The 23,091-nt window shown below is 73.3% G+C and carries 24 protein-coding genes and 2 pseudogenes; 15 read left to right on the top strand and 11 right to left on the bottom strand.

Going from position 1 to position 23,091, the window contains the following annotated elements; genetic code table 11:
• Positions 1 to 6: 6 nt before the first annotated feature.
• Positions 7 to 204: pseudogene (locus tag AW27_RS02965) on the top strand (DUF1918 domain-containing protein); the annotation flags it as partial.
• A 106-nt stretch (positions 205 to 310) separates the two neighbouring features.
• Entirely contained in the window at positions 311 to 2,062 is a 1,752-nt protein-coding gene (locus tag AW27_RS02960) for a GAF domain-containing sensor histidine kinase (RefSeq protein ID WP_037918203.1), read from the top strand.
• A 30-nt stretch (positions 2,063 to 2,092) separates the two neighbouring features.
• Here AW27_RS02960 and AW27_RS02955 read toward each other — a convergent pair whose 3' ends face one another.
• On the bottom strand, positions 2,093 to 2,557 hold the full coding sequence (locus AW27_RS02955; RefSeq protein WP_037916736.1) for a Crp/Fnr family transcriptional regulator: 465 nt from the start codon (positions 2,555 to 2,557) through the stop codon (positions 2,093 to 2,095).
• Between the two features lie 180 nt (positions 2,558 to 2,737).
• Between AW27_RS02955 and AW27_RS02950 the strand changes: the two genes are divergently transcribed.
• The 7 genes from AW27_RS02950 to AW27_RS02920 all read left to right on the top strand — a co-directional run bounded on the left by AW27_RS02950 (position 2,738) and on the right by AW27_RS02920 (position 8,591).
• Entirely contained in the window at positions 2,738 to 3,196 is a 459-nt protein-coding gene (locus AW27_RS02950; RefSeq protein WP_037916739.1) for a pyridoxamine 5'-phosphate oxidase family protein, read from the top strand.
• A 180-nt stretch (positions 3,197 to 3,376) separates the two neighbouring features.
• Positions 3,377 to 3,913, top strand: coding sequence for a hydrogenase maturation protease (locus AW27_RS02945; protein WP_037916741.1), 537 nt, complete (start codon positions 3,377 to 3,379; stop codon positions 3,911 to 3,913).
• Positions 3,914 to 3,955: 42 nt separating this feature from the next.
• Positions 3,956 to 5,125, top strand: a complete 1,170-nt coding sequence (locus tag AW27_RS02940) for a 4Fe-4S dicluster domain-containing protein (protein ID WP_037916745.1) — start codon at positions 3,956 to 3,958, stop codon at positions 5,123 to 5,125.
• Positions 5,122 to 5,607 carry a cyclic nucleotide-binding domain-containing protein gene (locus AW27_RS02935; protein ID WP_037916748.1) on the top strand — a complete coding sequence of 162 codons (486 nt, stop codon included), beginning with the start codon at positions 5,122 to 5,124 and terminating at the stop codon, positions 5,605 to 5,607. Before AW27_RS02940 ends, AW27_RS02935 begins: the two co-directional genes overlap by 4 nt.
• Entirely contained in the window at positions 5,604 to 6,410 is an 807-nt protein-coding gene (locus tag AW27_RS02930; protein WP_037916751.1) for an FAD/NAD(P)-binding protein, read from the top strand. Before AW27_RS02935 ends, AW27_RS02930 begins: the two co-directional genes overlap by 4 nt.
• Before the next feature lies 1 nt (position 6,411).
• On the top strand, positions 6,412 to 7,230 hold the full coding sequence (locus AW27_RS02925; protein ID WP_037916754.1) for an NADH-quinone oxidoreductase subunit B family protein: 819 nt from the start codon (positions 6,412 to 6,414) through the stop codon (positions 7,228 to 7,230).
• On the top strand, positions 7,227 to 8,591 hold the full coding sequence (locus tag AW27_RS02920; RefSeq protein ID WP_037916755.1) for a Ni/Fe hydrogenase subunit alpha: 1,365 nt from the start codon (positions 7,227 to 7,229) through the stop codon (positions 8,589 to 8,591). The genes AW27_RS02925 and AW27_RS02920 overlap by 4 nt, the downstream gene beginning before the upstream one ends.
• A gap of 46 nt (positions 8,592 to 8,637) precedes the next feature.
• Here AW27_RS02920 and AW27_RS02915 read toward each other — a convergent pair whose 3' ends face one another.
• The 5 genes from AW27_RS02915 to AW27_RS02895 all read right to left on the bottom strand — a co-directional run bounded on the left by AW27_RS02915 (position 8,638) and on the right by AW27_RS02895 (position 12,369).
• Complete coding sequence (locus AW27_RS02915) at positions 8,638 to 9,294, bottom strand: CBS domain-containing protein (RefSeq protein ID WP_037916757.1); 657 nt, start codon at positions 9,292 to 9,294, stop codon at positions 8,638 to 8,640.
• Positions 9,295 to 9,303: 9 nt separating this feature from the next.
• Positions 9,304 to 9,930 carry a CBS domain-containing protein gene (locus AW27_RS02910; protein WP_037916759.1) on the bottom strand — a complete coding sequence of 209 codons (627 nt, stop codon included), beginning with the start codon at positions 9,928 to 9,930 and terminating at the stop codon, positions 9,304 to 9,306.
• Positions 9,931 to 9,941: 11 nt separating this feature from the next.
• Complete coding sequence (locus tag AW27_RS02905) at positions 9,942 to 10,550, bottom strand: CBS domain-containing protein (protein ID WP_078555891.1); 609 nt, start codon at positions 10,548 to 10,550, stop codon at positions 9,942 to 9,944.
• A 237-nt stretch (positions 10,551 to 10,787) separates the two neighbouring features.
• Positions 10,788 to 11,474: a CBS domain-containing protein gene (locus AW27_RS02900; RefSeq protein ID WP_037916763.1), complete on the bottom strand. Its 687-nt coding sequence runs from the start codon at positions 11,472 to 11,474 to the stop codon at positions 10,788 to 10,790.
• A gap of 25 nt (positions 11,475 to 11,499) precedes the next feature.
• Positions 11,500 to 12,369, bottom strand: a complete 870-nt coding sequence (locus AW27_RS02895) for a universal stress protein (RefSeq protein ID WP_037916765.1) — start codon at positions 12,367 to 12,369, stop codon at positions 11,500 to 11,502.
• Positions 12,370 to 12,667: 298 nt separating this feature from the next.
• Here AW27_RS02895 and AW27_RS02890 point away from each other — a divergent pair, with 298 nt between their 5' ends.
• Entirely contained in the window at positions 12,668 to 12,952 is a 285-nt protein-coding gene (locus tag AW27_RS02890) for an SHOCT domain-containing protein (RefSeq protein WP_037916767.1), read from the top strand.
• Between the two features lie 142 nt (positions 12,953 to 13,094).
• Positions 13,095 to 14,060 (top strand): annotated as a pseudogene (locus AW27_RS02885) (PEP/pyruvate-binding domain-containing protein); the annotation flags it as partial.
• Positions 14,061 to 14,100: 40 nt separating this feature from the next.
• On the opposite strand, the gene AW27_RS02880 reads toward AW27_RS02885, so the two are convergent.
• Both AW27_RS02880 and AW27_RS02875 read right to left on the bottom strand, forming a co-directional pair.
• Positions 14,101 to 15,387 (bottom strand): SAM-dependent methyltransferase, encoded by a 1,287-nt coding sequence (locus AW27_RS02880; RefSeq protein WP_037916770.1) that lies wholly within the window; start codon positions 15,385 to 15,387, stop codon positions 14,101 to 14,103.
• A gap of 460 nt (positions 15,388 to 15,847) precedes the next feature.
• Complete coding sequence (locus AW27_RS02875; protein ID WP_370466454.1) at positions 15,848 to 17,296, bottom strand: glycosyltransferase 87 family protein; 1,449 nt, start codon at positions 17,294 to 17,296, stop codon at positions 15,848 to 15,850.
• A 114-nt stretch (positions 17,297 to 17,410) separates the two neighbouring features.
• Between AW27_RS02875 and AW27_RS02870 the strand changes: the two genes are divergently transcribed.
• Together AW27_RS02870 and AW27_RS02865 are read left to right on the top strand one after the other, a co-directional pair.
• The gene (locus AW27_RS02870; RefSeq protein WP_052030094.1) at positions 17,411 to 18,553 is read left to right on the top strand and encodes a molybdopterin-dependent oxidoreductase; all 1,143 of its coding nucleotides are present in this window, start codon (positions 17,411 to 17,413) and stop codon (positions 18,551 to 18,553) included.
• Positions 18,553 to 18,960, top strand: a complete 408-nt coding sequence (locus AW27_RS02865; RefSeq protein WP_037916776.1) for a hypothetical protein — start codon at positions 18,553 to 18,555, stop codon at positions 18,958 to 18,960. The genes AW27_RS02870 and AW27_RS02865 overlap by 1 nt, the downstream gene beginning before the upstream one ends.
• An 82-nt stretch (positions 18,961 to 19,042) precedes the next feature.
• On the opposite strand, the gene AW27_RS02860 is transcribed toward AW27_RS02865, so the two are convergent.
• The 3 genes from AW27_RS02860 to AW27_RS02850 are packed head-to-tail and all read right to left on the bottom strand — an operon-like array spanning position 19,043 to position 21,029.
• Positions 19,043 to 19,702: a class I SAM-dependent methyltransferase gene (locus tag AW27_RS02860; RefSeq protein ID WP_052030095.1), complete on the bottom strand. Its 660-nt coding sequence runs from the start codon at positions 19,700 to 19,702 to the stop codon at positions 19,043 to 19,045.
• A complete protein-coding gene (locus AW27_RS02855; RefSeq protein WP_037916778.1) occupies positions 19,699 to 20,319 on the bottom strand; it encodes a TIGR04282 family arsenosugar biosynthesis glycosyltransferase in 621 nt (206 codons plus the stop codon). The genes AW27_RS02860 and AW27_RS02855 overlap by 4 nt, the downstream gene beginning before the upstream one ends.
• Positions 20,316 to 21,029, bottom strand: a complete 714-nt coding sequence (locus AW27_RS02850) for a glycosyltransferase family 2 protein (protein ID WP_037916780.1) — start codon at positions 21,027 to 21,029, stop codon at positions 20,316 to 20,318. The genes AW27_RS02855 and AW27_RS02850 overlap by 4 nt, the downstream gene beginning before the upstream one ends.
• Before the next feature lie 122 nt (positions 21,030 to 21,151).
• Here AW27_RS02850 and AW27_RS02845 point away from each other — a divergent pair, with 122 nt between their 5' ends.
• Entirely contained in the window at positions 21,152 to 21,952 is an 801-nt protein-coding gene (locus tag AW27_RS02845; protein WP_052030096.1) for a response regulator transcription factor, read from the top strand.
• Positions 21,945 to 23,054, top strand: a complete 1,110-nt coding sequence (locus tag AW27_RS02840) for a sensor histidine kinase (RefSeq protein ID WP_037916783.1) — start codon at positions 21,945 to 21,947, stop codon at positions 23,052 to 23,054. Before AW27_RS02845 ends, AW27_RS02840 begins: the two co-directional genes overlap by 8 nt.
• Positions 23,055 to 23,091: the final 37 nt, after the last annotated feature.

The raw sequence follows: 23,091 nt of genomic DNA, 5'->3' as shown, positions 1-23,091 counted from the left end.
AAGCGCATGTCAGGGCACGGCACCCGGGCCCGTCTCGGCGACGAGATAGTCGTGGGAGGGCCGACGGTGGGCAAGCCGGGCCGGGACGGCGAAGTCGTCGGCCTGCACCACGACGACGGCACTCCGCCCTACGACGTCCGCTGGTCGGACACCGGCAGGACGACGCTGTACTTCCCCGGGCCCGACGCCCACATCCGGCATCTGGGCCCGGACGACTCCGCATGACGCCCACGGCCTGAGCGGGAACGCGGGGGCGGGGATACGGTGAGGAGGCAGGCCGGACTTCCCCGGGCGTCGCTTGGAGGTGCGCATGGGCGGGGACGAGCGGGATCCCGCGCGCCCGGGGCTCCCGGGGTTGCGGCTGGACGAACTGCTCGCGGAGCTCCAGGTCCGCATCGACGAGGTCCGTGGGGCGAGGGACCGTCTCAACGGCCTCCTCGACGCCGTGATGTCCGTCGGCCGGGAGCTGGACCTGCCGCAGGTCCTGAGGCGCATCGTCGAAGCCGCCGTCGTGCTGGTGGACGCGGAGTACGGAGCGCTGGGGGTCATCGGCGACGACCGGAAGCTCGCCCAGTTCCTCCCCGTCGGCATCGGCGACGACCTCCGGGCCGAGATCGGCGACCTGCCCTCCGGCCACGGACTCCTCGGCGAGCTCATCCGCCACCCCGAGCCGCTCCGCCTCGCCGAACTGTCCGATCATCCCGCCTCCTACGGCTTCCCGGCCCACCACCCCCCGATGCACTCCTTCCTCGGGGTTCCCATCCGGGTCCGCGAGGCCGTGTTCGGCAACCTCTACATGACCGAGAAGCGCGGGGGCATGGCCTTCGACGAGGAGGACGAGGGCGTTCTGTCCACCTTGGCGGTGGCGGCCGGCATCGCCATCGAGAACGCCCGCCTCTTCGAAGAGGTGCGCCTCCGGGAGCGCTGGCTGGCCGCCAGCTCCGCATTCACCAGTGCCCTGCTCTCCGGCTCGGCCGAGACGGAGGTGCTGGAAGGGATGCTGGAGCGTGCCCGCGACATCACCGGCGCCGACCTCGGTGTCTTCTCCGTCGTGGGCCAGAGCGGTGAACTGCGCGACTCGCTGGCCGTGGGGGAGGGCGCCGATGCGCACCGCGGCGTCGTGCTGCCCAGCAGCGGCGGCACACTGGCAGCCGTCGCCCTCGGCGAGCAGGACCGACTGATCGCCGTGGCCGACGTCGAGGCCGACGACCGGATCACCGTGCAGCCGGAACGGTGGCGGGGATTCGGCCCCGCCGTCGTCGTCACGTTCGGCACCAGGCAGCGGGTGAGCGGCGTCCTCACCCTGGCCCGCAGGCGCGGTCGCCCGGGGTTCGCCCGCGCGCAGATCGCGGCACTGCCCGGGTTCGCCGGCCAGGCCGCGGTGGCGCTGGAGCTCGCCGCCCGCCGCCGGGAAGCCGAGCAGACGAGCATGCTGGAGGACCACGACCGCATCGCCCGCGACCTCCACGATCTCGCCATCCAGCGGCTCTTCGCCACGGGCATGACCCTCCAGAGCGCCCAGCGCTTCGTGGAGCACCCCGAGGCTTCCGAGCGTCTCGCGCGGGCGATCGACGATCTGGACGCCACCATCAAGATCATCCGTTCGACGATCTTCGGGCTCCGGGAACACGAGGCTCCCGGAGGTCCTCCGAAGTTGCGCGTCCGCGCCGTACGGGCGGTGGAGGAAGCCGCCCCGGTACTCGGCTTCACCCCGGCCCTGCGGATGGAGGGCCTGATCGACACCGAGGTGTCCGACGAGACCGCCGACGAGGTGCTCGCCGTGATCACGGAAGGGCTCACCAACGTCGCCCGGCACGCCAAGGCGCGCCGGGCGGACGTCTCGATCTCGGCCGCCGAAGGAGTCCTGACCGTACTGGTCGGCGACGACGGAGTCGGGATGGCGGAGGGAGGCCGCCGCAGCGGGCTCCGCAACCTTGCGGAACGGGCCGAACGCCTGGGAGGCGAACTCTCCGTGTCCGCGCCCGGGCCGAACGGTCAGGGCACGACGCTGCGCTGGCGGGTCCCCTTGGACGCCGTGGGACACCGCCCGCCTTCCGGGTGAGTGCTGCCCGCCGTCACACGGCTACGGCCGTCAGACACGGCTGCCGCTGCCGTGCGGGGCGTAGAGGTCGAGCAGCCGTACCCGGGCGGAGTGCAGCCGGTGCGCGAGCACCTGCGCGACCCAGTGGCCCATCGCGGAGCCGAAGGCAGGGTCGGCGTCCATCATCGTGCGCACGGCGGCGGCGTCGAACTCGTAGGTGCGAACCGGCGTCGTGGCCACGGCCCCCAGCCTCCAGGAACGGGGCTCCAACATCCACGAGCACCCGACGAGTTCACCCGGCCCGAGGCTTTCGATCACCGCAGGCGGTCTGCCGGGCACGGGCACGTCCAGGGCCACGAGGCCCGTACGGACGATCCAGAACCTGTCCGCGCGCCCGCCCTCGTCGAAGAGGCGTGCGCTCTCGGGGAAGTTGACCTCCCGGGCAACACCCATCAGCCGGGAACGGTGTTCAGCCGGCAGCGCACCGGCGACTTTCGTAGGGGGAGTGGTCCTCATGGCGGCCTCCGGTCGGTTCCGGTTCAAGTCTGGGCGGTACCGCCGGCGGCGGGGATGGGCCGACCGGCCCCCGGTTCCCCGGGACAGGGGCCCATTCGGCCCTGGCCCGGGGTACGGACCGGAACGGACGCTGGGTGGAGCCGAGGCCGAGGTCACGGGGCCGGAGCGGAGGGCCGCGGAATGGATCAGGAAACCAGCAGGAGACCGGCCGACGGCCCCGCGGCGAACCGGGTGCGGCCCACACGGCAACTGGACCGTACCGAGGCGCTGCGGCTCCTGGCCACCGTCTCGCTCGGCCGCCTCGTCTTCACCCACCGGGCGCTGCCGGCCATCCGGCCGACGAGCCACCACGTCGACGGGGAGGACGTTCTCGTCCGCGTGGACGAGGGCGTTTCACGCGCGTCGCTGGCGCCCACGCCCGGCGAACCCGGTCTCGTCCTCGGCTACGAAGCCGACGCCATCGACGCCTGCACCCATCTCGGCTGGAGCGTCGTCGTGATCGGTCACGCCGAGCTCATCGTGAACCGCGACGAAGCCGAACGGCTGGCGGCCCTGCTCGACCCGTGGAGGGACCGACCGATGGCCGACGTCCTGCGCATCCGGTCCGAACTCGTCACGGGCTTCCGCCTCGGATCCTGACCACGGCCGCCACCGTCGAGGGCCAACCCGTCGAGGCCCGACCCGTCGAGGCCCGACCCGCAGGCCCGTCCCCCGACCCGGCGCCCGCGCCGTACGCCGTTCGGCCCGTGGCGCAGGTGACCGTCCCGCGCGCAGGGCAGGCTGTGCCCGCAGACACCCGGAAGAGGAAAGCGGGTACCCATGAAGCCCCTCGCCGGTACGGCGATCATCGGGATCGGAAACGAGTTCAGACGTGATGACGGCGCGGGGTGGGCGACGATCGCGCTGCTGCGCGCACGGAGGGCGCGGCGGCCCCTCCCTCCCGGCACCGAGCTCGCACAGTGCGACGGAGATCCCGGCCGGCTGATCGGCCTGTGGGACGGCAGGGCCCTCGCCGTCGTCGTCGACGCCTGCTTCCCGCCCGCGGCGCAGCCCGGGCGGACGCACCGGTGGTGCGCGACTCCCGGTGGGACGCCCCACCCGGCCGCCGCGGGCCGGCAGAGCACCCACGGCCTGGGGCTCGCCGAGGCCCTGGTCCTCGCAGAGCGCGTCGGGCGGGGCCCCGGCCGTCTCATCGTGTACGCGGTCGAGGGCGCGGACCGCTCGCTGGGCCCCGGGCTCACCCCGGCGGTGGAGGGAGCCCTGCCGCTGCTGGCCCGACGCATCGAGGCGGACGCCCACCGGCACGGCGATCGGACTCGCCGGACCGGGTTCGACCGCCTGAGCCCGCAGGTCTGACATGCTGCCGGATCCAGGCACGTGGAAACCGAGAGGTGCACCATGACCGACGCTTCGGACGCCGGAGCCGTCCCCGACCATCAGGCCGAGGCGGTCCTGGACCGCGACGGGCTGGACGCCCTCGTACGTGTCCTGAAGCGGCGCGGCCGCACGGTGATCGGCCCGACCGTCCGCGACGGCGCGATCGTCCTCGACGAACTGGACTCCGCCGACGCACTCCCCTACGGCTGGGGGGTCGAGCTGGAGGCCGGGCGGTACCGGCTCCGCCCCCGCGAGGACGGGGCGGCCTTCGCGCACAGCGCGGGACCCCAGTCGTGGAAGTCGTTCCTGCACCCGCAGCGCGTCCGCCAGTGGTCCGCGGACCGGGGTCCGGACGGTACTCCCGTCGTCCGCGAGGAGGAGCGGCCGGGCACGTCGTACGCGTTCCTCGGCGTGCGGCCCTGCGACCTGCGCGCCGTTCGGATCCTGGACCGGGTGATGGGCGCAGGCAGGTACCGGGACCCCACCTATCTGTCCCGGCGGACGGGTGCCTTCCTGATCGCGGCCGAGTGCACCGAGCCGGGTGCCACCTGCTTCTGCGTCTCCATGGGCGGGGGGCCGGCCGCCGACGCCGGGTATGACCTCGCCCTCACCGAGATCGTGGACGATGCGGGCCACCGCTTCCTGTGTCGGAGCGGGAGCGAGGAGGGCGCCGCGGTCCTCGCGGAACTGCCGCGGCGGAGCCCCGACGACGCCACCCGGACGGCCGCGGTCCGGGCCGTGGGCGCCGCCGCCGAACGCATGGGCCGCTCCATGCCGCCGGTGGACCTGCGCACCCTGATGCGGGACAACCTGGAGGCGGATCGCTGGGACGACGTCGCCGCCCGCTGCCTGAGCTGCGGCAACTGCACCATGGTCTGCCCCACCTGCTTCTGCACCACCACGGAGGACGTGACCGACCTGACCGGCGATCACGCCGAGCGCTGGCGCCTCTGGGACTCCTGCTACGACCTGGACTTCTCGCTCCTGCACGGCGGCCCCGTCCGGTCCTCTCCCCGCAGCCGCTACCGTCAGTGGCTCACCCACAAGCTGGGCACCTGGCACGACCAGTTCGACAGTTCGGGGTGTGTCGGCTGCGGCCGGTGCATCGTGTGGTGTCCCACGGGGATCGACCTCACCGAGGAAGCCCACGCCCTGCACCAGGAGGCCGCGCGGCGCGAGGACACGCCGTGACCGCGCATCCGGGTGGGCCTCCCGGCGAGGGCGTGCTCGCCGCGCTGACGGCGGAGCACCGCGGGAGGCTGATGGCCCTCGCCCGTGACGTCGCCCTTCCGGGCAGCACCCGGATCTTCGAGGAAGGGGAGGAGGCCGACCGCTTCTGGATCATTCGCTCGGGCACGGTCGCGCTCGACATCCACGTGCCCGGTCGGGGCCGTGCGGTCGTCGAGACCGTCGGCGCGGGCAGCCTGCTCGGCTGGTCCTGGCTGTGTCCCCCGCGCCAGTGGCACCTGGCGGCCGAGACCCGGGAGCCCGTCCGCGCCTGGGAGTTCGATGCCGACGCCGTCCAGGACCTGTGCGCCGAGGACACGGCACTGGGCCTGTCGCTGGTCACCGCCGTCGCCGAGACCATCGGCGACCGGCTGCGGGCCACCCGGACCCGGCTGCTCGACCTCTACGGACCGCCGGGACCGCGGGGAAGCGGAGCCGCACCGTGACGTCGGCACCGGTTCCCTGCCGCGTGGTGGACCGCCGCGACGAGACGCACGACACGGTCACGCTCGTGGTGGAGCCTGCCGGGGACGCCCTGGATCCCTTCGCACCCGGCCAGTTCGCGATGCTGTACGCGTTCGGCGTCGGCGAGATCCCGGTATCCGTATCCCGGATCGAGGGCGGCTACCGGCTGGCGCACACGGTGCGCGCCGTCGGAGCCGTCTCCCGCGCGTTGTACGGCCTGCGCAGCGGCGGGTGGGTCGGCGTGCGCGGTCCCTTCGGCACCGCCTGGGACACGGCCGCCGCTCACGGCAACGACCTGCTCGTCATCGCCGGCGGCATCGGGCTGGCCCCACTGCGTCCCCTCGTCGACACCGTTCTGGCCGACCCCCGCGCCTTCGGGCGGCTGAACGTCCTCGCAGGGGCCCGGACCCCCGCCGATCTGCTGTACACGGACGAGTTCCCCGGCTGGGAGAGGCCGTTCGGCGCCGTCACCGTCGACCGGCCCTCCAGCGGCTGGACCGGCCGGGTCGGCGTGGTCACCACCCTGCTGCGCGAGGCCCGGTTCACGCCGTCGGACACGGTGGCCTTCGTCTGTGGTCCCGAGGTGATGATGCGCGCGACCGCACGGGCACTGATCCACCGAGGGGTACGCCCCGACCGCATCCAGGTCTCCCTCGAACGCAACATGCGCTGCGCCACCGGCCACTGCGGGCACTGCCAGCTCGGGCCCCTCCTCCTCTGCCGCGACGGCCCGGTCGTCCGCTACGACCAGGCCGAACCCCTGCTCACCGTCCGGGAACTGTGAGATGAGCACCCCCACCCCACCCCAGCCTCCCGCCCGCCCCCGACTCGGCGTGTTCAAGCTCGCCTCCTGCGACGGCTGCCAGCTCACCCTCCTCGACTGCGAGGACGAACTGCTCGGCATCGCCGCCGAACTGGACATCGCCCACTTCCTGGAAGCGTCCGGCGACATCGCTCCCGGCCCCTACGACCTCGTCCTGGTCGAAGGGTCGGTCAGCACGCCCGAGCACCTGGAGCGCATCCGTCGCATCCGCGCGGATGCCCGCCACCTTGTCACCATCGGCGCCTGCGCCACGGCCGGCGGCGTGCAGGCGCTGCGCAACTACGCCGACGTCGAGGGGTACCTGGCGGCCGTCTACGCCCGCCCCGCGTACATCGAGACGCTCGCGACGTCCACGCCGGTCTCGGCCCACGTGCCGGTCGACTTCGAACTGCGCGGCTGTCCCATCGATCGCGGTCAGCTCGTCGAGGTCATCACCGCGTTCCTCGCCGGGCGCAAGCCCGCCATCGCGAACCACAGCGTCTGCTTCTCCTGCAAGCGGCGTGGCAACGTCTGTGTCACCGTCGCCCAGGGAACGCCCTGCCTCGGCCCCGTCACCCACGCGGGCTGCGGAGCCCTGTGCCCGACGTACGGGCGGGGCTGCTACGGCTGCTTCGGGCCGGCCGGAACCACGAACCTGCCCGCGCTGGTCCCGCTGATGCAGCGTGACGGGATGGGCGAGGAGGACATCGCCAGGTTCCTGCACACCTTCAACGTGACCGCCTTCACCGCCGTGGAGGAACAGGCGCAACCCGGCACGGCCGACGCGGAAGGACCCGGATGAGCGAGCCCACGCCCCCCGCCCGGGAGCTCCGCATCCCCTCCCTCGCCCGTGTCGAGGGCGAGACCGCGCTGCACCTGAGGATCCGCCACGGCACCGTCACCGAGGCGCGGCTCAGCATCTATGAACCGCCGCGGTTCTTCGAAGCCTTCCTCAGGGGCAGGGCGCACACGGAGCCACCCGATCTCACCTCCCGGATCTGCGGGATCTGTCCCGTCGCCTACCAGATGAGTGCCTGCCGCGCCATCGAGGACGCGTGCGGCGTCGTCGTCGACGGACAACTGGCCGCCCTGCGCCGCCTGCTGTACTGCGGCGAATGGATCGAGAGCCAGACGCTGCACATCCACATGCTGCACGCACCGGACTTCCTCGGCGAGGATGACGTCATCGGTCTGTCCCGCTCCCATCTGGAGCACGTCAGGCGCGGACTGCGCCTGAAGCAGACCGGGAACGCCGTGGTCGAACTGCTCGGGGGACGGGCCATCCACCCCGTCAACGTCCGGCTCGGAGGCTTTCACCGCGCCCCGACCCGTGCTGAGCTCCGCCCCCTGGAGGAGCGGCTGCGCACCGCCCTCGACGACGCGTGGGACACGGTGCGCTGGGTCGCCGGCTTCGAGTTCCCCGACGCCGAGTGCGACGCCGACCTGCTCGCCCTCGCCGAGCCCGGCACCTACGCCATCGAGTCCGGCGTCCCCACCGTGCTCCCGTACGCCGCGACGCCCCCGCCGTACGGTTTCCCCCTGCGCGACTTCACCGACCACGTGGCCGAGGAGCAGGTCCCCCACTCCACAGCCCTGCACTCCCGGCTGGACGGCCGCAGGCACCTCACCGGCTCGCTCGCCCGCTGGGCGGTCAGCGGCCATCTGCTGTCCCCGCTGGCGCTGGAAGCGGCACGGGCGGCCGGCCTCGGCGACCCCCCGTCGCGCGCGGGCACGGGGCGGGGGGAGGCCTGCAGGAACCCCTACCGCAGCATCCTCGTCCGGGCGGTGGAAGTCCTGTACGCGGTGGAAGAGGCACTCCGGATCATCGCCGAGTACGAGCGTCCGGCCCGCCCGTACACAGAGGTACCGCCCCGGGCCGGCACCGGGCACGGTGCCACGGAGGCACCGCGCGGCCTGCTCTACCACCGTTACGCGCTCGACGGCGGGGGCCGGGTCACCGGTGCCCGCATCGTGCCGCCGACCGCCCAGAACCAGGGCGCCATCGAGGAGGACCTGCGTCGGCTGGTGCAGGCGGGGCTCGACCGCGGTGAGGGTTCCGAGGCCGAGCTCACGCGGCTGTGCGAGCGGGCCGTCCGCAACCACGACCCGTGCATCTCGTGTTCGGCCCACTTCCTGGAACTGGACATCCAACGCACCCACTGACGACGCCCCGGCGCGGCCGGTCGGCCACAGGTGGCGCGGCGTTCCCTCAGCCCGGATTCGTGTCGTCGGTGGAGTATCCGAGACGCTGGGTCACCGAGACCACACCGTCCACGGTTCGGCAGAGGCGTTCGACGAGGGGGATGAGGCTCCTGAGGCCGACGGTCCCGTCCAGTTCCACCCGGCCGTCGGTGACGGTCACGGTGATGGCCGAGGGGTTCTGGGGTGCGCCGAGTCCGAGCACCTCACCCATGATCTCGCGACGGATGTCCTCGTCGTCGCGGAGGAAGATCCGCAGCAGGTCCCGGCGGCTGACGATCCCGATCAGCACGTCCGAGCCGTCCACGACCAGGAGCCGCTTGACTCCCTGGGCCTCCATCAGCCTGGCGGCCTCGGCGACGGTCCAGTCGGGTCGGGCGCACACGGGCGGCGAGGACATCAGCTCCTCGGCGCGCGTACCCGCGGCCTTGTCCTCCTCCCAGGCCTCCCGTGCGGGAAGCGACCGGAAGTAGTCGCTCTGGCCGGCGGACTTCGGTAGCAGGTCCCGTTCCGAGATCACGCCGAGCGGCCGCCCCGCCGCGTCGACGACGGGAACGGCCGACACCCCGTGCTCCGTCAGGGTGCGCGCGACCTCCTTGAACGGAGCGCTGCTGGGGACGGTGACGACCTCGCGGGTCATCAGCTCGCGGACTTCCCGATGCTTCATGTTCCTCTCCTACCGCTCGGAGGGCGTCGGGGCGCCGACCGACACGTCGTCCTGCGCGTAGTCGAGCCGGTTGACCACGTCGACGACGCCGTCGACGCTCTGGCACAGGCGCAGCACGATCGGGACCAGGCTGCGCCGGCTCACGGTGCCGCTGAGGGTCACCAGCCCGTCGTCGACCTCGACGGTCAAGGACGACGGGCTGAGCCCGAGGGTGCGGGTCACCACGTCTTCGAGGATCTCCTCCTGGATCGCGTGGTCCCTGCGCAGGAAGAGCTGGAGCAGGTCGCTGCGGCTCAGGATGCCGACCAGCCGGCCGGCGGCGTCCACCACGGGCAGTCTCTTGACCTGCCGCCCCCGCATGACCCGCGCCGCCCGGACGGCGCTCCATTCGGTCCGGGCCGTGACGGCGGGGCTGGTCATGAGCTCGGCGGCGGTGTTCGCGCCGCTGCCGGGGCCCCGCTTGCGGAGCAGATCCGCTTCCGAGACGACGCCCACCGGACGTTCGGCCTCGTCGACCACGGGCACCGCGGAAATGTCGAACTCCTTGAGGAGCCTGGCGATCTCCTTGAACGGAGTGCCCCGTTGGACGCTGACCGCTGTCGGGGTCATCAGGTCGGCGACACTGCGGTGCCTCATCGCGGCCTCCCTCACGCGCGGACTTCGGTGTCGAGATGCACGGCCGTGGCGTCCACGACGCCCGGTACGGTCCGTGCGATACGCACCAGCACGTCCTTCAGCGCCGGGTCGGGGACGGAACCGCGCAGGTGCACGATGCCGTCGGCCACGTGGACCTGCACCACGGCCGATCCCGCGGGGATGAGCTTCGCCACGATCAGCTCCCGGAGTTCCTCGGCGATGTCGGCGTCGGGGCGGAGATAGATCTTGAGGAGGTCGCCCCGGCTGACCACGCCGATGAGGCGGCCGTCGCCGTCGACGACCGGGAGTCGCTTGAGGTGGCCGCGGGCCATCAGGCGGGCGGCGCCGGCGATGGTGGCGTCCTGGGTCACGGTGACCGCCGGTACGGTCATCAGCTGCCCGGCAGTGACGGCGCGGGACTCGTCCGCACCCTGGGCCTTGAGCAGCAGATCCGCTTCCGAGACCACGCCGGCCACTCGACCTTCCTCCGACAGGACGGGCAGAGCGCTGATTCGCCACTGCCGCATGGCCTCCACGACCTCCTTGAACGGTGTTCTGCGATCGACGGAGATGACGGCGTGGGTCATGACGTCCTCGACCGTGCGAAGGTGCTTCATGATGCCTCCAGCGCGGCGTCCCGGCAGGTTCGAGCATGGACCCCCGTGCCCGTCGGAGGTAGGGCCGTCAGGGGGCCGTCCGGGACCGGTCGGCCCTGTTCTCCCGAAACCGGGCGTGCTGTCATGGATGGGGCGGAAAGAGTTCCCGAGAGGATGTGGAGAAGCGGCTGGTGGCCGTGCACCGCACGATCGGGTTCCGCGAGAAGCGGGCGGGCTCTTTCCGCCCCTCGTCCTGTGCGCTCACTGCGCGGCACGGCGAGGGGCGGCGACCCCGGACAGGTCGTCGACCGCGTAGCCGAGGGCCTGGTCCACGCTGACGACCCCGTCGACCGACTGGCACAGTCGTTCGACGATCGGAATGGCCGACCGCTCCTCGACCCGCCCGCTCAACGAGACGACGCCTTGGCTCACGGTCACCGCAACCCCTCCCGGGGTCATCCTGAGGGTACGGCCCAGCACGTCGTCGACGATCTCGTCGCGGATGGCGTCGTCGTGGCGGAGCATGGGGCGCAGCAGGTCGGTGCGGCTGACGATGCCCACCAGGGTCCCGGTCTCGTCAACCACGGGCAGACGCTTGACGCCTCGCTCGTGCAGGAAGCGGGCCGTCTCGACGATGCCCCATTCCGGCCGGGCGGTCAGGACGGGGGCGGACATCAGATCGCCGGCGGTCCGGGCCTCCATGGAGGCCCGGACCGCGGATGCCGTGGCGTGCAGGGCGTCGCGCCCTTCGGTATCGGGCAGCCCGGCCTGCCTGCGCAGCAGGTCGGCTTCGGAGACGATGCCGACCGGACGGCGGCGGGGGTCCACGACGGGCAGGGCGGAGACCTCGTGGTCGTTGAGGCTCCGGGCGACCGTCTTGAGGGGCGCTTCGGGGCTCACCGTGGCCACGTTCCGGGTCATGACGTCTGCAACAGTGCGATGGGACATGGTCCGATCTCCTTGTGAGGGGCCGTCAGTCGTGGGCGACGACCGCGACGGGCGCAGCGGCGTGGTGCACCACCGCGTGGGCAGCGGACCCCAGATGCACGCCCAGAGGCGAGCGGCGCAGGCGTCGGCCCACGACGACCAGGTCCGCCCTTGCCGCGGCCTGGACGAGCCGCTCACCCGCGGATCCCTCGAACGCCTCGTGGGTGACGCTCACGGACGGGAACTTGTGGCGCCACGGCATCAGCATGTCGTCGAGCATCACGGTGACACTCCGGCCGACCTCCCGTTCGTTCTCCGGGTCGAAGAACGGTGCGTACCGGTACATCGACGGCATCTTCCAGCTGTGGATCGCACGCAGGGCGCAGCCGCGGCGCTCGGCCTCCTCGAAGGCGAACGCCAGAACCCTGTCCGCCGCCTCGTGGATGTCGACGCCCAGGACGATCTCCCCGTAGCGGGTGGGCCGGGCCTCCTCGGGCGTGTCCGACACGCGTACGAGCACCACCGGCGTCTCGGTGGCCACCAGTGTCGACAGGCTCACCGAACCGATGAGGAATCCGACCAGGCCTCCCACCCCTCGCGAGCCGAGGACGAGCAGTCCGGCGTCGGCCGCCTCCGCGGCCAGGGCTGCCGCGGGCCTGCCGGAGAGGCATCTCGTCGAGACGTCCAGCCCGGGATGCCGGCGTCGCACGTCCTCCACCGCCTCGGCGAGCGCTTCGTCGGCCCAGCGGTCGGCCACTTCGCGGCCCGGCCGCGGCACCGCCGGGCTGATGAGCCAGTCGACGGCGTGGACGAGCCTCAGCGGTACGTCCCGCAGGGCCGCTTCCCGGGCCCCCCAGCGGGCCGCGGCCCGGCTCTCGGGCGAGCCGTCAATGCCGACGGTCACATGGTGCTTCATGACGTAAACCTCCTCGCGGTGCCGCGGACCAGCGGCTCTCTTCCAGCGTCACCCGCGGCGCGCCGACCGAGCAGGGGCCGAGTGGCCCCATGTGGGACCGATCAGCCCCGCCCCTGCCCGCCACCGTGCGCGTCTCCCGCTCCCCGGACGGGGAGACGGGGCGAGCGCGATGGGCCTGTCGTCCCCGGCCGGGACCCGACCGGCCCATGCCCGGACGGCACGCGCCGGGTGACAGTGAGGGCACGGGGGACACGCCCTGCCGGTCGTGTCCCGGGCCACCGCACAGGGAGCGTGAGCCATGTTCTGGTACGACCACGGAATGGGCGGATGGGGCTGGGTCGCCATGTCGCTCGGCATGGTCCTCGTCGCGGCCCTGGCCGTCGCGGGAGTCGTCCTGCTCCTTCGCAGCGTCGACCGTCTCGCTTCGGGCCCGGCGCGGCCTCCGGCTACGCCGTCCGCCCAGCAGGTGCTCGCCGATCGGTTCGCCCGGGGGGAGATCGACGAAGAGGAGTACGAACAGCGTCTGGACACGCTGCGCGCGCACGGGCCGAGCCGAGGTCGACCGGGACCGAGAGAGAGCTGAACCGATCCCACCGGGACGGGGCGGGGCGGGCCCGGCGTCGGCACCCGCCGCACAGAAGAGGAAACGGGAAGGCGGCATTCTGCCGCGCCTGAGTGATCAGCGACCCGACGGGCAGGAGTGGGTGAAGAAGCCGGTGGCAGGCATGGGCGTGTATGTGTACGACTTCAGCGAGGGCGACCGGGGCATGGCCGAGCTTCTCGGAAGCAAGGGCGCGAACCTCGCGGAGATGGCGGCCATGGGCCTGCCCGTACCGCCGGGCTTCACCATCACCGCCGAAGCCGGCGCCGTGCTCCTGGCCACCGGCGAGCCGCCGGAGGGCCTGGAAGAGGAGGTCGGCGAGCACCTGGCGGCGCTGGAGCGGGCTGCCGGCAAGCGGCTGGGACAGGTGGACAAGCCGCTTCTGCTGTCGGTCAGGGCGGGGGCCGGGCACTCCGTGCCGGGTGTGCCGGAGACGATCCTGGACATCGGCCTGAACGACCTGTCCGTGCTGGGGCTGGCCAGGATGCCCGATCGGGAGAGGTTCGGCTGGGATTCCTACCGGCGTCTCGTTCAGATGTTCGGCAGCACGGTCATGGGCGTCGAGAGTTCCGCGTTCGAGGACGCGCTCCGGCGCATCAGGGTCCAACACCGCGTCGCGGACGACTCCCGGCTGGACGCCTGCGACCTCATCCGGGTCGTGGAAACGTTCAAGGACCTCGTTCTCGAACGTACCGGCAGGGCGTTTCCGCAGGATCCGGCCGAGCAGTTGTGGCAGGCGGTCCTCAACGCGTTGCGCTCCGGGACGGCCGTCACCGTTCAGAGCATGGTCTTCGGCAATTCCGGAGCCGACTCCGGCAGCGGCGTCGTGTCTTGCGGCGGTCCGGCCGACGGCCGCCCCGGGCCGTACGGTACGTACCTCCCGAACGCCCAGGGCGAGGAGGTCGTCGCGGGCGCCCGCGAGAGCCTGCCGCTTCGGGAGCTGGCCACGCTGGACCCGGCGGCGTTCGATCGCCTGTGCACGTACGCGCAGCAGTTGGAGGAGCACTACCGCGACGTGTGCGACATCGAGTTCACGATCGAACACGGCAACCTGTGGCTGCTGGAGACCCGTGTCGGCCGGCGCCCGGCGTGAGCGCCCCCCGGCGCGCGCCGAGCGCCGGCCCGGCCGCTCACCGGCGGCCCGCCGACGGGTACCAGGCGGTGGGCGTGGCGGGCATGCCTGATCCGCCGTCGCGGGTGGGGCGCACCGCGAGCAGCTGGTCGACACCCATGCGGCGTTCGGTGAAGGCCAGGGAGGCGCCGGCCAGGTAGAGGCGCCACACCCGGCCGGTGGTCTCGCCGACGAGGTTCTCCACCTCGGACCAGCGGTCTTCCAGACGGGTGCGCCAGGCGTCGATGGTGGCCGCGTAGTGCTCGCGCAGGGACTCGACGGAGCGGATCTCCAGACCCGCTGCCTCCAACAGGTCGGCGGTGCGTCCGACGGGGCGCATGTGCATGTCGGGCGCGATGTAGGTCTCGATGAAGGGCCCTCCGCCGGGTGCGTCGGCTCCGCGCGACATCTGCTGGATCAGGAGCCGGCCCTCGGGGCGCAGTGCGTCGTGCAGCTTGGCGGCGAAGGCCGGGTACTCGGTGTCGCCCACGTGTTCGCCCATCTCGACGGCGGCAGCCGCGTCGTGGCCCCCGCCGTCGATGTGGCGCCAGTGCCGCAGCTGGACCTCCACCAGTCCGGCCACGCCCTCGCGCACGACCCGCGCGGCGACGAAGTCCCGCTGCTGCCGCGACAGGGTGACCGCGGTGACGCGCACCCGGTGTTCCCGGGCGGCGTGCACGGCCAGGGAGCCCCAGCCGCACCCGACGTCCAGCAGCCGGTCGCCGGCCCCCAGCCCGAGCTTGCGGCAGATCAGCTCCAGCTTGTCCCGCTGGGCCTCGGCCAGGCCGTACGAGGCGTCCGCGGGCCGGGCCCAGTAGGCGCACGAGTACGCCATCGACTCGTCGAGCAGCAGCGCGTAGAAGTCGTTGGACACGTCGTAGTGGTGGCTGATCGCGGCGCGGTCCCGGGAAGAGCTGTGCAGGCGGCCGGTCAGCCGTGCGCGCCCGTCGGGTCGGCGCGGCGGCAGAGAGGCCGCGCCCAGGGAGACGGCGAGCGCTGCGGCCGACGCCATCCGGGCCGGCCGCGGTCGTGTGATGCCCTGGTCGCGGACAGCCCGACGGGCCTGGGAGAGAGCGCCGGCGAGGTCGCCCTCGACATCGAGGTCGCCGCTGATGTAGGCCTCGGCCAGACCCAGTTCGCCGGGCTGCCAGAGCAGTCGGCGCAGGGCGTCGGGGGAGCGCAGCACGACCACGGGCGCGTCGGCGGGTCCGGACTCGGCGCCGTCCCAGTCGCGCAGCCGTACCGGGAGGGGGCCGGTGAAGAGGTGGCCCATCAGAGCGGTCAGGCGTTCGGCCGCGGGCTTCATCGGTGGTCTCCTGCGGCGAGGAGGGGCCGGCGGGCGCCGCCGGCGACCGCACGGGAGAGCCCGGCCCGCCCCGCGGGGCGGGGAAGCGCACGCCGGTGGGCCCGGCTGCCGAGGCGTCCGCCCGCCCCGTACGGGGTCCTCCCGCGCGAGATCGTCCACACGCCGGCGGCGGCCGGCCCCGCCCCGCCGGTGTCCGCCGCTTTCCGGTGTTCCGCCACTGCCGCTCCCGCCACTCGACACGCCGCTGGTGAGCGGCTGGTTCACCCGTACTTCGCAGCCGAGGGCCGGGCGGATTGCCGGTGATGCGGTGCGGTCGGGTCGTCGGACGGTCGGGCCGTCGGGCAGTCGGTCCGTCGGGCAGTTGGGCCGTCGGGCAGTTGGGCGCGGTGCGGGCCGGTCCCCGGCCGCCGTCGCATGCGGCCGACCACCCGCGGCGGGTGCCACCGTGCGGGCCCGCCCCTCAGCGCGGGGAGCGGGCGGCACCGGGCGAGGGCAGCGGCTCGGACCCGCCGGCCCCCGGTGGGCACGGCCGCCGTCGGATGCGGCCCCTCACGAGAACGAGGACGGTCGCCGCTCCGTAGGCGATGTTGCTCAGGGCCGGCTGGTAGTCGAAGGTCGGGCCGAGGACGTAGACGGCGGCGCCCGCCAGGGGGATGCCGAGCCATTCCCAGCGGCCGTCGAGGGCGACGAGGGCGATCAGCAGCAGCGCGTACCAGGAGTAGCCCGGAGTGAGGAGGACGAAGGACCAGCCGGTGACCTGCAGGGCGCCGCTCCAGGGGCGCTGCGGATCGCCGCGCCGGATGACGTGGAGGGACACGGCCGCGACGATGACGAGCAGTACGGGAAACGCCCAACTGTCGGGCAGGACCAGTCGCAGGAGCGAGTAGCGGGATCCGGCCGAGGGGTCGTCGTAGCCCTCCTCCTCGACGTAGCCGCCGAGGTATCCGAAGACCGAGCCGTGCGACAGCAGGACGTAGGGCAGGTAGGAGAGCAGGGTGAACGCCGCCACCGGCAGCAGCACCGCGACCGCGTCGCGCAGGCGCCGGACCCCCGACAGCGCACCGGGAAGGACGACGGCAGGCATCAGCTTCGTCGCGACCGCGGCGCCGATCAGCACGCCGCCCGCCGTCCGCCCGGCCAGGGCCCGGGACGCGACGAGGCCGAGTCCGGCGACCGTGAGGAGCACGCCCAGCACGTCCACGTGCGCGTTGTTGACCGCCTCCAGCGGAACGGCCGGACACCAGGCCCAGTACGCCGCCGTGCGCAGGTCGTCGCCGCGCCGTCGCAGGACCAGGAGGACGGCGCCCGTGACGCCGAGGGAGATCAGGGCGGCACCGGTCTGGAGCGGCTTGTGCCGGGCGTCCTCGGGGGACAGCCGGTCGACGGCCAGGAAGTACGCCTCGGCGACGGGCGGGTAGATGGTGTGGACGGCGGGCCGGTTGATGCGCGTGCACTGGCCCGTGCCCTCGGCGGACGGGATGCGGGCGAGGTCGGGGCCCTGGCAGGCGGCCCCGGTGGGGAAGAGCCAGGGGTCGCGCAGCCGGGCGAGAGCCGGGTCCTGCGGAGGATGGTCGTACGGGGAGACGCCGGCCGACTGGACACGGCCGTCCCAGGCATAGCGGTAGGAGTCGGTGCTGGTCCGCGGGGGAGCCAGCAGGCCGGTCATCGTGACGGCGACCGCCCCCGCGACGATCAGCCCCGCGACACGGCGGGGCGGGACCCGGCGCAGCGCGAGCAGAGCGACCGCGAAGAGCGCCCAGCAGACCGCGTACCACCCGAAGAGTCCGCCGGGATCGCTGAAGTAGCCCCCGTACATGACGGTGAGGGCGAGCACCGCCGTGAGTGCGGCGAGGGCGAGGGCGGTGGTCACGAGTGCGGCGCGAGAGGAGATGGCGGTAAGGGGTTTCACCTGCGGAAGCGTTCCAGGTATCGGCCCGTCCGGGGGCCTCGCCACCTCGGACGTCCGTGTTTCGTAAGGTGTTCCGGCCACCTGCGCGGCCCTCGCCGGGGGTGTGATGGGGGCATGCGTTGGACTTTGAATTCCGGGCCGCCCGTCACCTTCAAAGGGCGCCTGCACGATGCCCGTACCGCGACCGCGATCGGCCGCTGGCTCGGCCTGGCCATGGTCGTCTGCTTCGCGACCGGTGTGCTGAGCCACTACCTCCAGCACCCGCCGGGCTGGCTGGCCGACCGGCTGCCGAGCCGCCCGTACTGGGGCTACCGGCTCACCCAGGGACTCCACGTGGCGTCCGGGATCGCGGCCGTCCCGTTGCTGCTGGCGAAGCTGTGGGCCGTCTACCCGCGGCTGTTCGCGTGGCCGCCGGTCCGCTCGCTGCGCCACGCCCTGGAGCGGATCTCCGTGGCCGTCCTCGTCGCGGCCGCACTGTTCGAACTGTTCACCGGGCTGCTGAACACTTTCCAGTGGTACCCCTGGCCCTTCAACTTCGTTCCCGTGCACTACGCGGTCGCCTGGCTCCTGCTCGGATCGCTGCTCCTGCACCTGGCCGTGCGATGGCCGCAGATCCGCGACCACTTCACCCGTCGATCCCCCGGAACCCTGGCCCTGCCCGCGGCCGACGGTCCGGACCGGCGCCAGCTCCTCCTCGGTGTCACCGCCGCGGTCGGAGCGGTGACGGTCACCACCGCCGGACAGTCCGTCACCGCACTCGGCGCACTGGAGCTGTTCGGCCCGCGCAGCCCCGCCCACGGGGTGCAGGGGCTGCCCGTGAACCGGACGGCGGCAGCCGCGCGCGTCTCCCGGGCCTCGCTGGCCGACTGGCGGCTGACCGTGGACGGGCCGCGCCCGTACACCCTCACGCTGGAGGAACTGCGCGCCATGCCCCAGCACCACGCGACCCTGCCGATCGCCTGCGTCGAGGGCTGGAGCAAGTCCGCGCGGTGGACCGGGGTACGGGTACGGGACCTCCTGGAGAGGGCCGGCGGTGGTCCCGGCGCGCGGGCCCGCGTGGTCTCGGTGGAGGAGGCGGGCGCCTACCGGGTCATGGAGATGGGCCGGCACTACGCGCAGGATCCGCTCACCCTGCTGGCGTTGCGGCTGAACGGCGAGGTGCTGTCCCTGGACCACGGCTATCCGGCACGGATCATCGCCCCGAACCGGCCCGGTGTTCTGCAGACCAAGTGGGTCGGCCGGCTGGAGGTCGTGTGATGGGCATCCGGTACGCGGTGGGAGTCTCGGGGGCCATGTGTGCGGCCTGGGGAGGCTGGCTGCTGCTCCAGCAGCGCGAGCCGTGGCGGATCGCCGTGTGGCTCGGGGGAGCGGTCGTGGTGCACGACGGACTCGTCGCGCCGCTCGTGCTGGCCGTCGCCGCACTCGTCGGCGCGGTCGGGCTGCGACTGCGCGGTGTCGTGCGCGGAGCCCTGATCGTCGCGGGCTCCCTGACCGCGATCGCGCTTCCCCCGCTGCTGCGTCCGGCAGGCGTGGCCAACCCCACCGTGCTCCCGCTCGACTACCTGCGCAACTGGCTCCTCCTCATGGCGGCCATCGCGGTGCTGACCGCGGCGTACACCGGTGTGCGCGCCATGGTGGGCAGGGTCCGCCGCGCGGGCCGCTGAGGACCGGCCGGCGCGGAGAAACCGGGGGTGGAATCCGTACCACTGCGGATTCCGCCCCCGGCTTCCCCCTTCGGTCCACCGGTCAGTGCGTCAGGTGCACGAAATGCCGGCCCGCCACCTGCCAGGTGTCGTACGGGGTCCAGCCCGCAGCCCCCGCCTCCGCCCGCAGGGCGCGGGTCCCGAGCCGCGCCCACCAGAAGGAAGCACCGCGGCCGCCCGCGCCGTCCTCGACGGAGACCTCCACGCGCTCGTCCACGTCGGAGGAGGCCGCCTCGACCAGCAGGGAGCCGCCGGGCGCGGTCAGTTCGGCCGCCCGGCGCAGCAGGGCGGCCGGGTCGCCGCCGATGCCGATGTTGCCGTCCATGAGCAGGACCGTGCCCCAACCGCCCTCACGGGGAAGCGGGTCGAAGACGGACCGGCACAGCGCGCTGCCGCCCGCCCGCACGGTGCGCGTCACCGCCTCGGGAGTGACGTCCACACCGAGCGCGGTGTGTCCCAGTTCGGCGAGCGCGGCGACCAGACGGCCCGGTCCGCAGCCGATGTCGAGGACGGGCCCGGTGCACCGGGCCAGCACGGTGTGGTCGGCCGCGTCGGGCTCGGCGCACCACCGCTCGACGTCCAGGGGGAGCAGCCAGCCGTCGTGACGCCGGAGGTAGAGCGGGCCCTGCCCGGCGCGCAGCGCGTCGGCGTACGGGTCGGCCTGCCAGGCCCGCGCGGCCGGCTCGGTGAGCTGGGCGGTCATCGTGTCACCGCACACAGTCCGGCGTGCAGCGCGGCGAACCGGGTCCCCGGCGCGGCCGCGGCCACCCGCTGCGCGTCGTCGGGGGTGTCCACGTCGCAGAGCTCGGGGAGGTCCCGTACGGTCAGCCCCGCGCCGGTCAGCCGTTGCCGTTGCACCTCACCCGTGTGAGCCGCCGACATGGGGACGCCGAGCAGGAGCGCCGGGTCGGGTGCGGCCAGGCCGAGCGCCCAGAACCCGCCGTCGTCGGCGGGCCCGAACCAGGCGTCCGCCTCCGTGAAGTCGAGCCCGAGCGCGAGCAGGCCGGGGGCCACCTGCGGGGTGTCCATCCCGATCAGCAAGGCGGGCCCCGCCGCCAGGGCGAAGGCTGCCGCCAGCCGCACGTCCAGGCCTCCCGTGCACTGGGGGACGACCTCGATGCCGGGCGGGACCCAGGGCCCGGGCTCTCCGTCCAGGACCAGGACGCGGCGCCGGGCCGGCGCCGCCAGGACCGCCGCGAGGGTGTCCTCCAACGCGGCACGCGCCAGGTCGGCGGCCTGCTGCGGGGTGAACCGCGTGGTCAGCCGGGTCTTCACCCGGCCGGCGACGGGAGCCTTGGCGATGACGAGGACGGTGCTCATGCGGAGATCCCCTCGGTCGGTGCGCCGTGGGTGACCGGTGGCTCGGCCAGGACCCGGCGCATGTCGCGCACGGCGTGCCAGGTGCCCCGCCAGGTCCCCGTCACCTTCGACTTGCCGGAGCGCGGCAGGTAGGGGACATCGGTCTCGGCCACCCGCCAGCCGGCGTCGGCGGCCCGTACGACCATCTGGAGCGGATAGCCGCTGCGCCGGTCCGTCAGCTCCAGGCCGAGCAGTGCCTCGCGGCGCGCGACCCGCATCGGGCCGAGGTCGTGCAGGCGCAGGCCGGTCCGGTGGCGCAGCATCCGGGACAGTGCGATGTTTCCGGCCCGCGCGTGCGCGGGCCAGGCGCCGCGTCCCTGTGGGCGGCGGCGGCCGAGCAGCAGGTCCACCTCGCCGGCGGCGACCCGCTCGGCCATCGGGGCGAGCAGGCCGGGGTCCATGGAGGCGTCGCAGTCGCAGAAGCAGACGAACTCGGCGCGGGCGGCACGCAGCCCGGCGTGGCAGGCGGCGCCGAAACCGCGCCGGGCCTCGTGGACGACGGTGGCGCCGAGGGAGCGGGCGATGTCGGCCGAGCCGTCGGAGGAGCCGTTGTCGACGACGATGGCCCGCCAGCCGGACGGCACCCGCGCCAGAACCCAGGGCAGTGCCTCGGCCTCGTCGAGGCAGGGAAGTACGAGGTCCGCGCGGGGCGGACGAGCAGAAGGAGTCACCCTCCACACCGTAGGAACCGGAAGGCGCCCAAAGGCGCCCGAAGACCTTACGAAACGCGGACGCCGTGCCGTACGGCGGACGGCCCGGCTCCGGACGTCGCGGCGTGGTGCACCCTGGGGGCATGGCAATCAGCAACGAAACCGGGCCCGGCCCCGGGCCCGCCCCCGGTGACGGCACGGGCCGCGTCCTGGTCGTGGACGACGATCCGACCGTCTCCGAGGTCGTGGCCGGCTACCTGGAACGGGCCGGATTCACCGTGCACCGTGCCGACGACGGCCCGGCCGCCTTGGAGAGCGCCGCGCGTCACCGTCCCGACCTGGTCGTCCTGGACCTGATGCTGCCCGGTATGGACGGCTTGGAAGTCTGCCGCCGGCTGCGTGCGAGCGGGAGCGGAAGGCCTTCCGTCCCCGTGGTCATGCTCACCGCGCGCGGCGACGAGGACGACCGGATCCTGGGCCTGGAGGTGGGTGCGGACGACTACGTGACCAAGCCCTTCAGCCCGCGGGAGCTGGTCCTGCGCGTGCGGTCGGTCCTGCGCCGCAGTTCCTCGACCGCTCCGGCCGACGAACCGTTGCTGGTGGTCGCGGGCCTCACCGTGGACCCCGCGGCCCGTCGTGCGACGCGGGACGGAAGGGAGCTGGCGCTGACCCTGAGGGAGTTCGACCTGCTCGTGTACTTCCTGCGGCACCCGGGCCAGGTCTGCGACCGGGAGCGGCTGATGCGCGAGGTCTGGGGCTGGGACTACGGCGACCTCTCCACCGTGACCGTGCACGTCCGCCGACTGCGGAGCAAGATCGAGAAGGATCCGGCCGACCCCCGGCTGATCCGGACGGTATGGGGCGCCGGATACCGGTTCGAGACGGGACCTCGTCCGTCCGGTGACGCGCCGGACCCGGCCCGGACGGAGGACGGCCGTGGGTGACCTGCTGCTGATAGCCCTGTACGCCTTCCTCGGCGCGGCGGCCGCGGGACTCCTCGGCGCCCTCGCGCTGCGGATACTGCGGCGGCGCAGCGTCGCCGTCTCCCTCGCGGTCGTCGCCGCGGTCGCGGTGTCCGCGATGCTCGCCGGCACCCTCATGGTGGCGTGGGCCATGTTCCTGTCCTCCCACGACCTGGCCGTGGTGACCACGGTCGTCGCGGTGGCCGCCGCCGTATCGCTGGGAACGGCGCTGCTGCTGGGCCGCCAGGTGGTGCTGCGCTGTCGGGAACTCGTCGGCGCCGCTCGCGACTTCGGAGAAGAAGGCACCTTCCGGGTCCCCCTGGTGCCGGCCCCCGCCGAACTGGCCGCGCTGAGCCGCGAACTGGCCCTCACCAGTGACCGGCTGCTGGCCTCACGCGAACGCGAGCGGGCCCTGGAGACCTCCCGGCGTGAGCTCGTGGCCTGGATCTCCCACGACCTGCGGACCCCGCTGGCGGGGCTGCGCGCGATGTCGGAGGCGTTGGAGGACGGAGTGGTGGCCGACCCCGCCCGCTACCACCAGCAGATGCGCGCCGAGGTGGAGCGCCTCAACTCCATGGTCACCGACCTCTTCGAGCTGTCCCGGATCCATGCCGGCGCGCTCTCCCTCAGCCCCACCCGCATGTCCCTGTACGACCTGGTCGGTGACGCGCTGGCGGGCGCGGACGCACTCGCCCGCGAGCACGGGGTGCGCCTGGCCGGCGGCAGCGTCGCCCCGCTGCCGGTGGAGGTCGACGGCAAGGAGATGACCCGAGTGCTGTCCAACCTGCTGGTCAACGCCATCCGTCACACCCCGGCCGACGGGACGGTCGCCGTCGCCGCCGAACGCCGCGCGGACGCGGTGGTGCTGTCCGTCACCGACGCCTGCGGCGGCATCCCCGAGGAGGACCTGCCCCGCGTCTTCGACACCGGATGGCGAGGCTCCCCGGCGCGTACGCCCCCTTCGGGCGCGGGCCTCGGTCTGGCCATCGTCCGGGGCATCGTGGAGGCGCACTCGGGCCACGCGGACGTGCACAACGTGCCCGGCGGGTGCCGCTTCGAACTGACCCTCCCGGCCCCCGCGTAGGGCGCACCGGGCGGGAGCGGGAGGGGCTTCGCCGGAA

Origin of the sequence: Streptomyces sp. PCS3-D2 (assembly GCF_000612545.2) — a bacterium.
In the GTDB taxonomy this organism is placed as follows: Bacteria; Actinomycetota; Actinomycetes; order Streptomycetales; family Streptomycetaceae; genus Streptomyces.
This window is presented reverse-complemented; position numbering and strand designations above follow the sequence as displayed.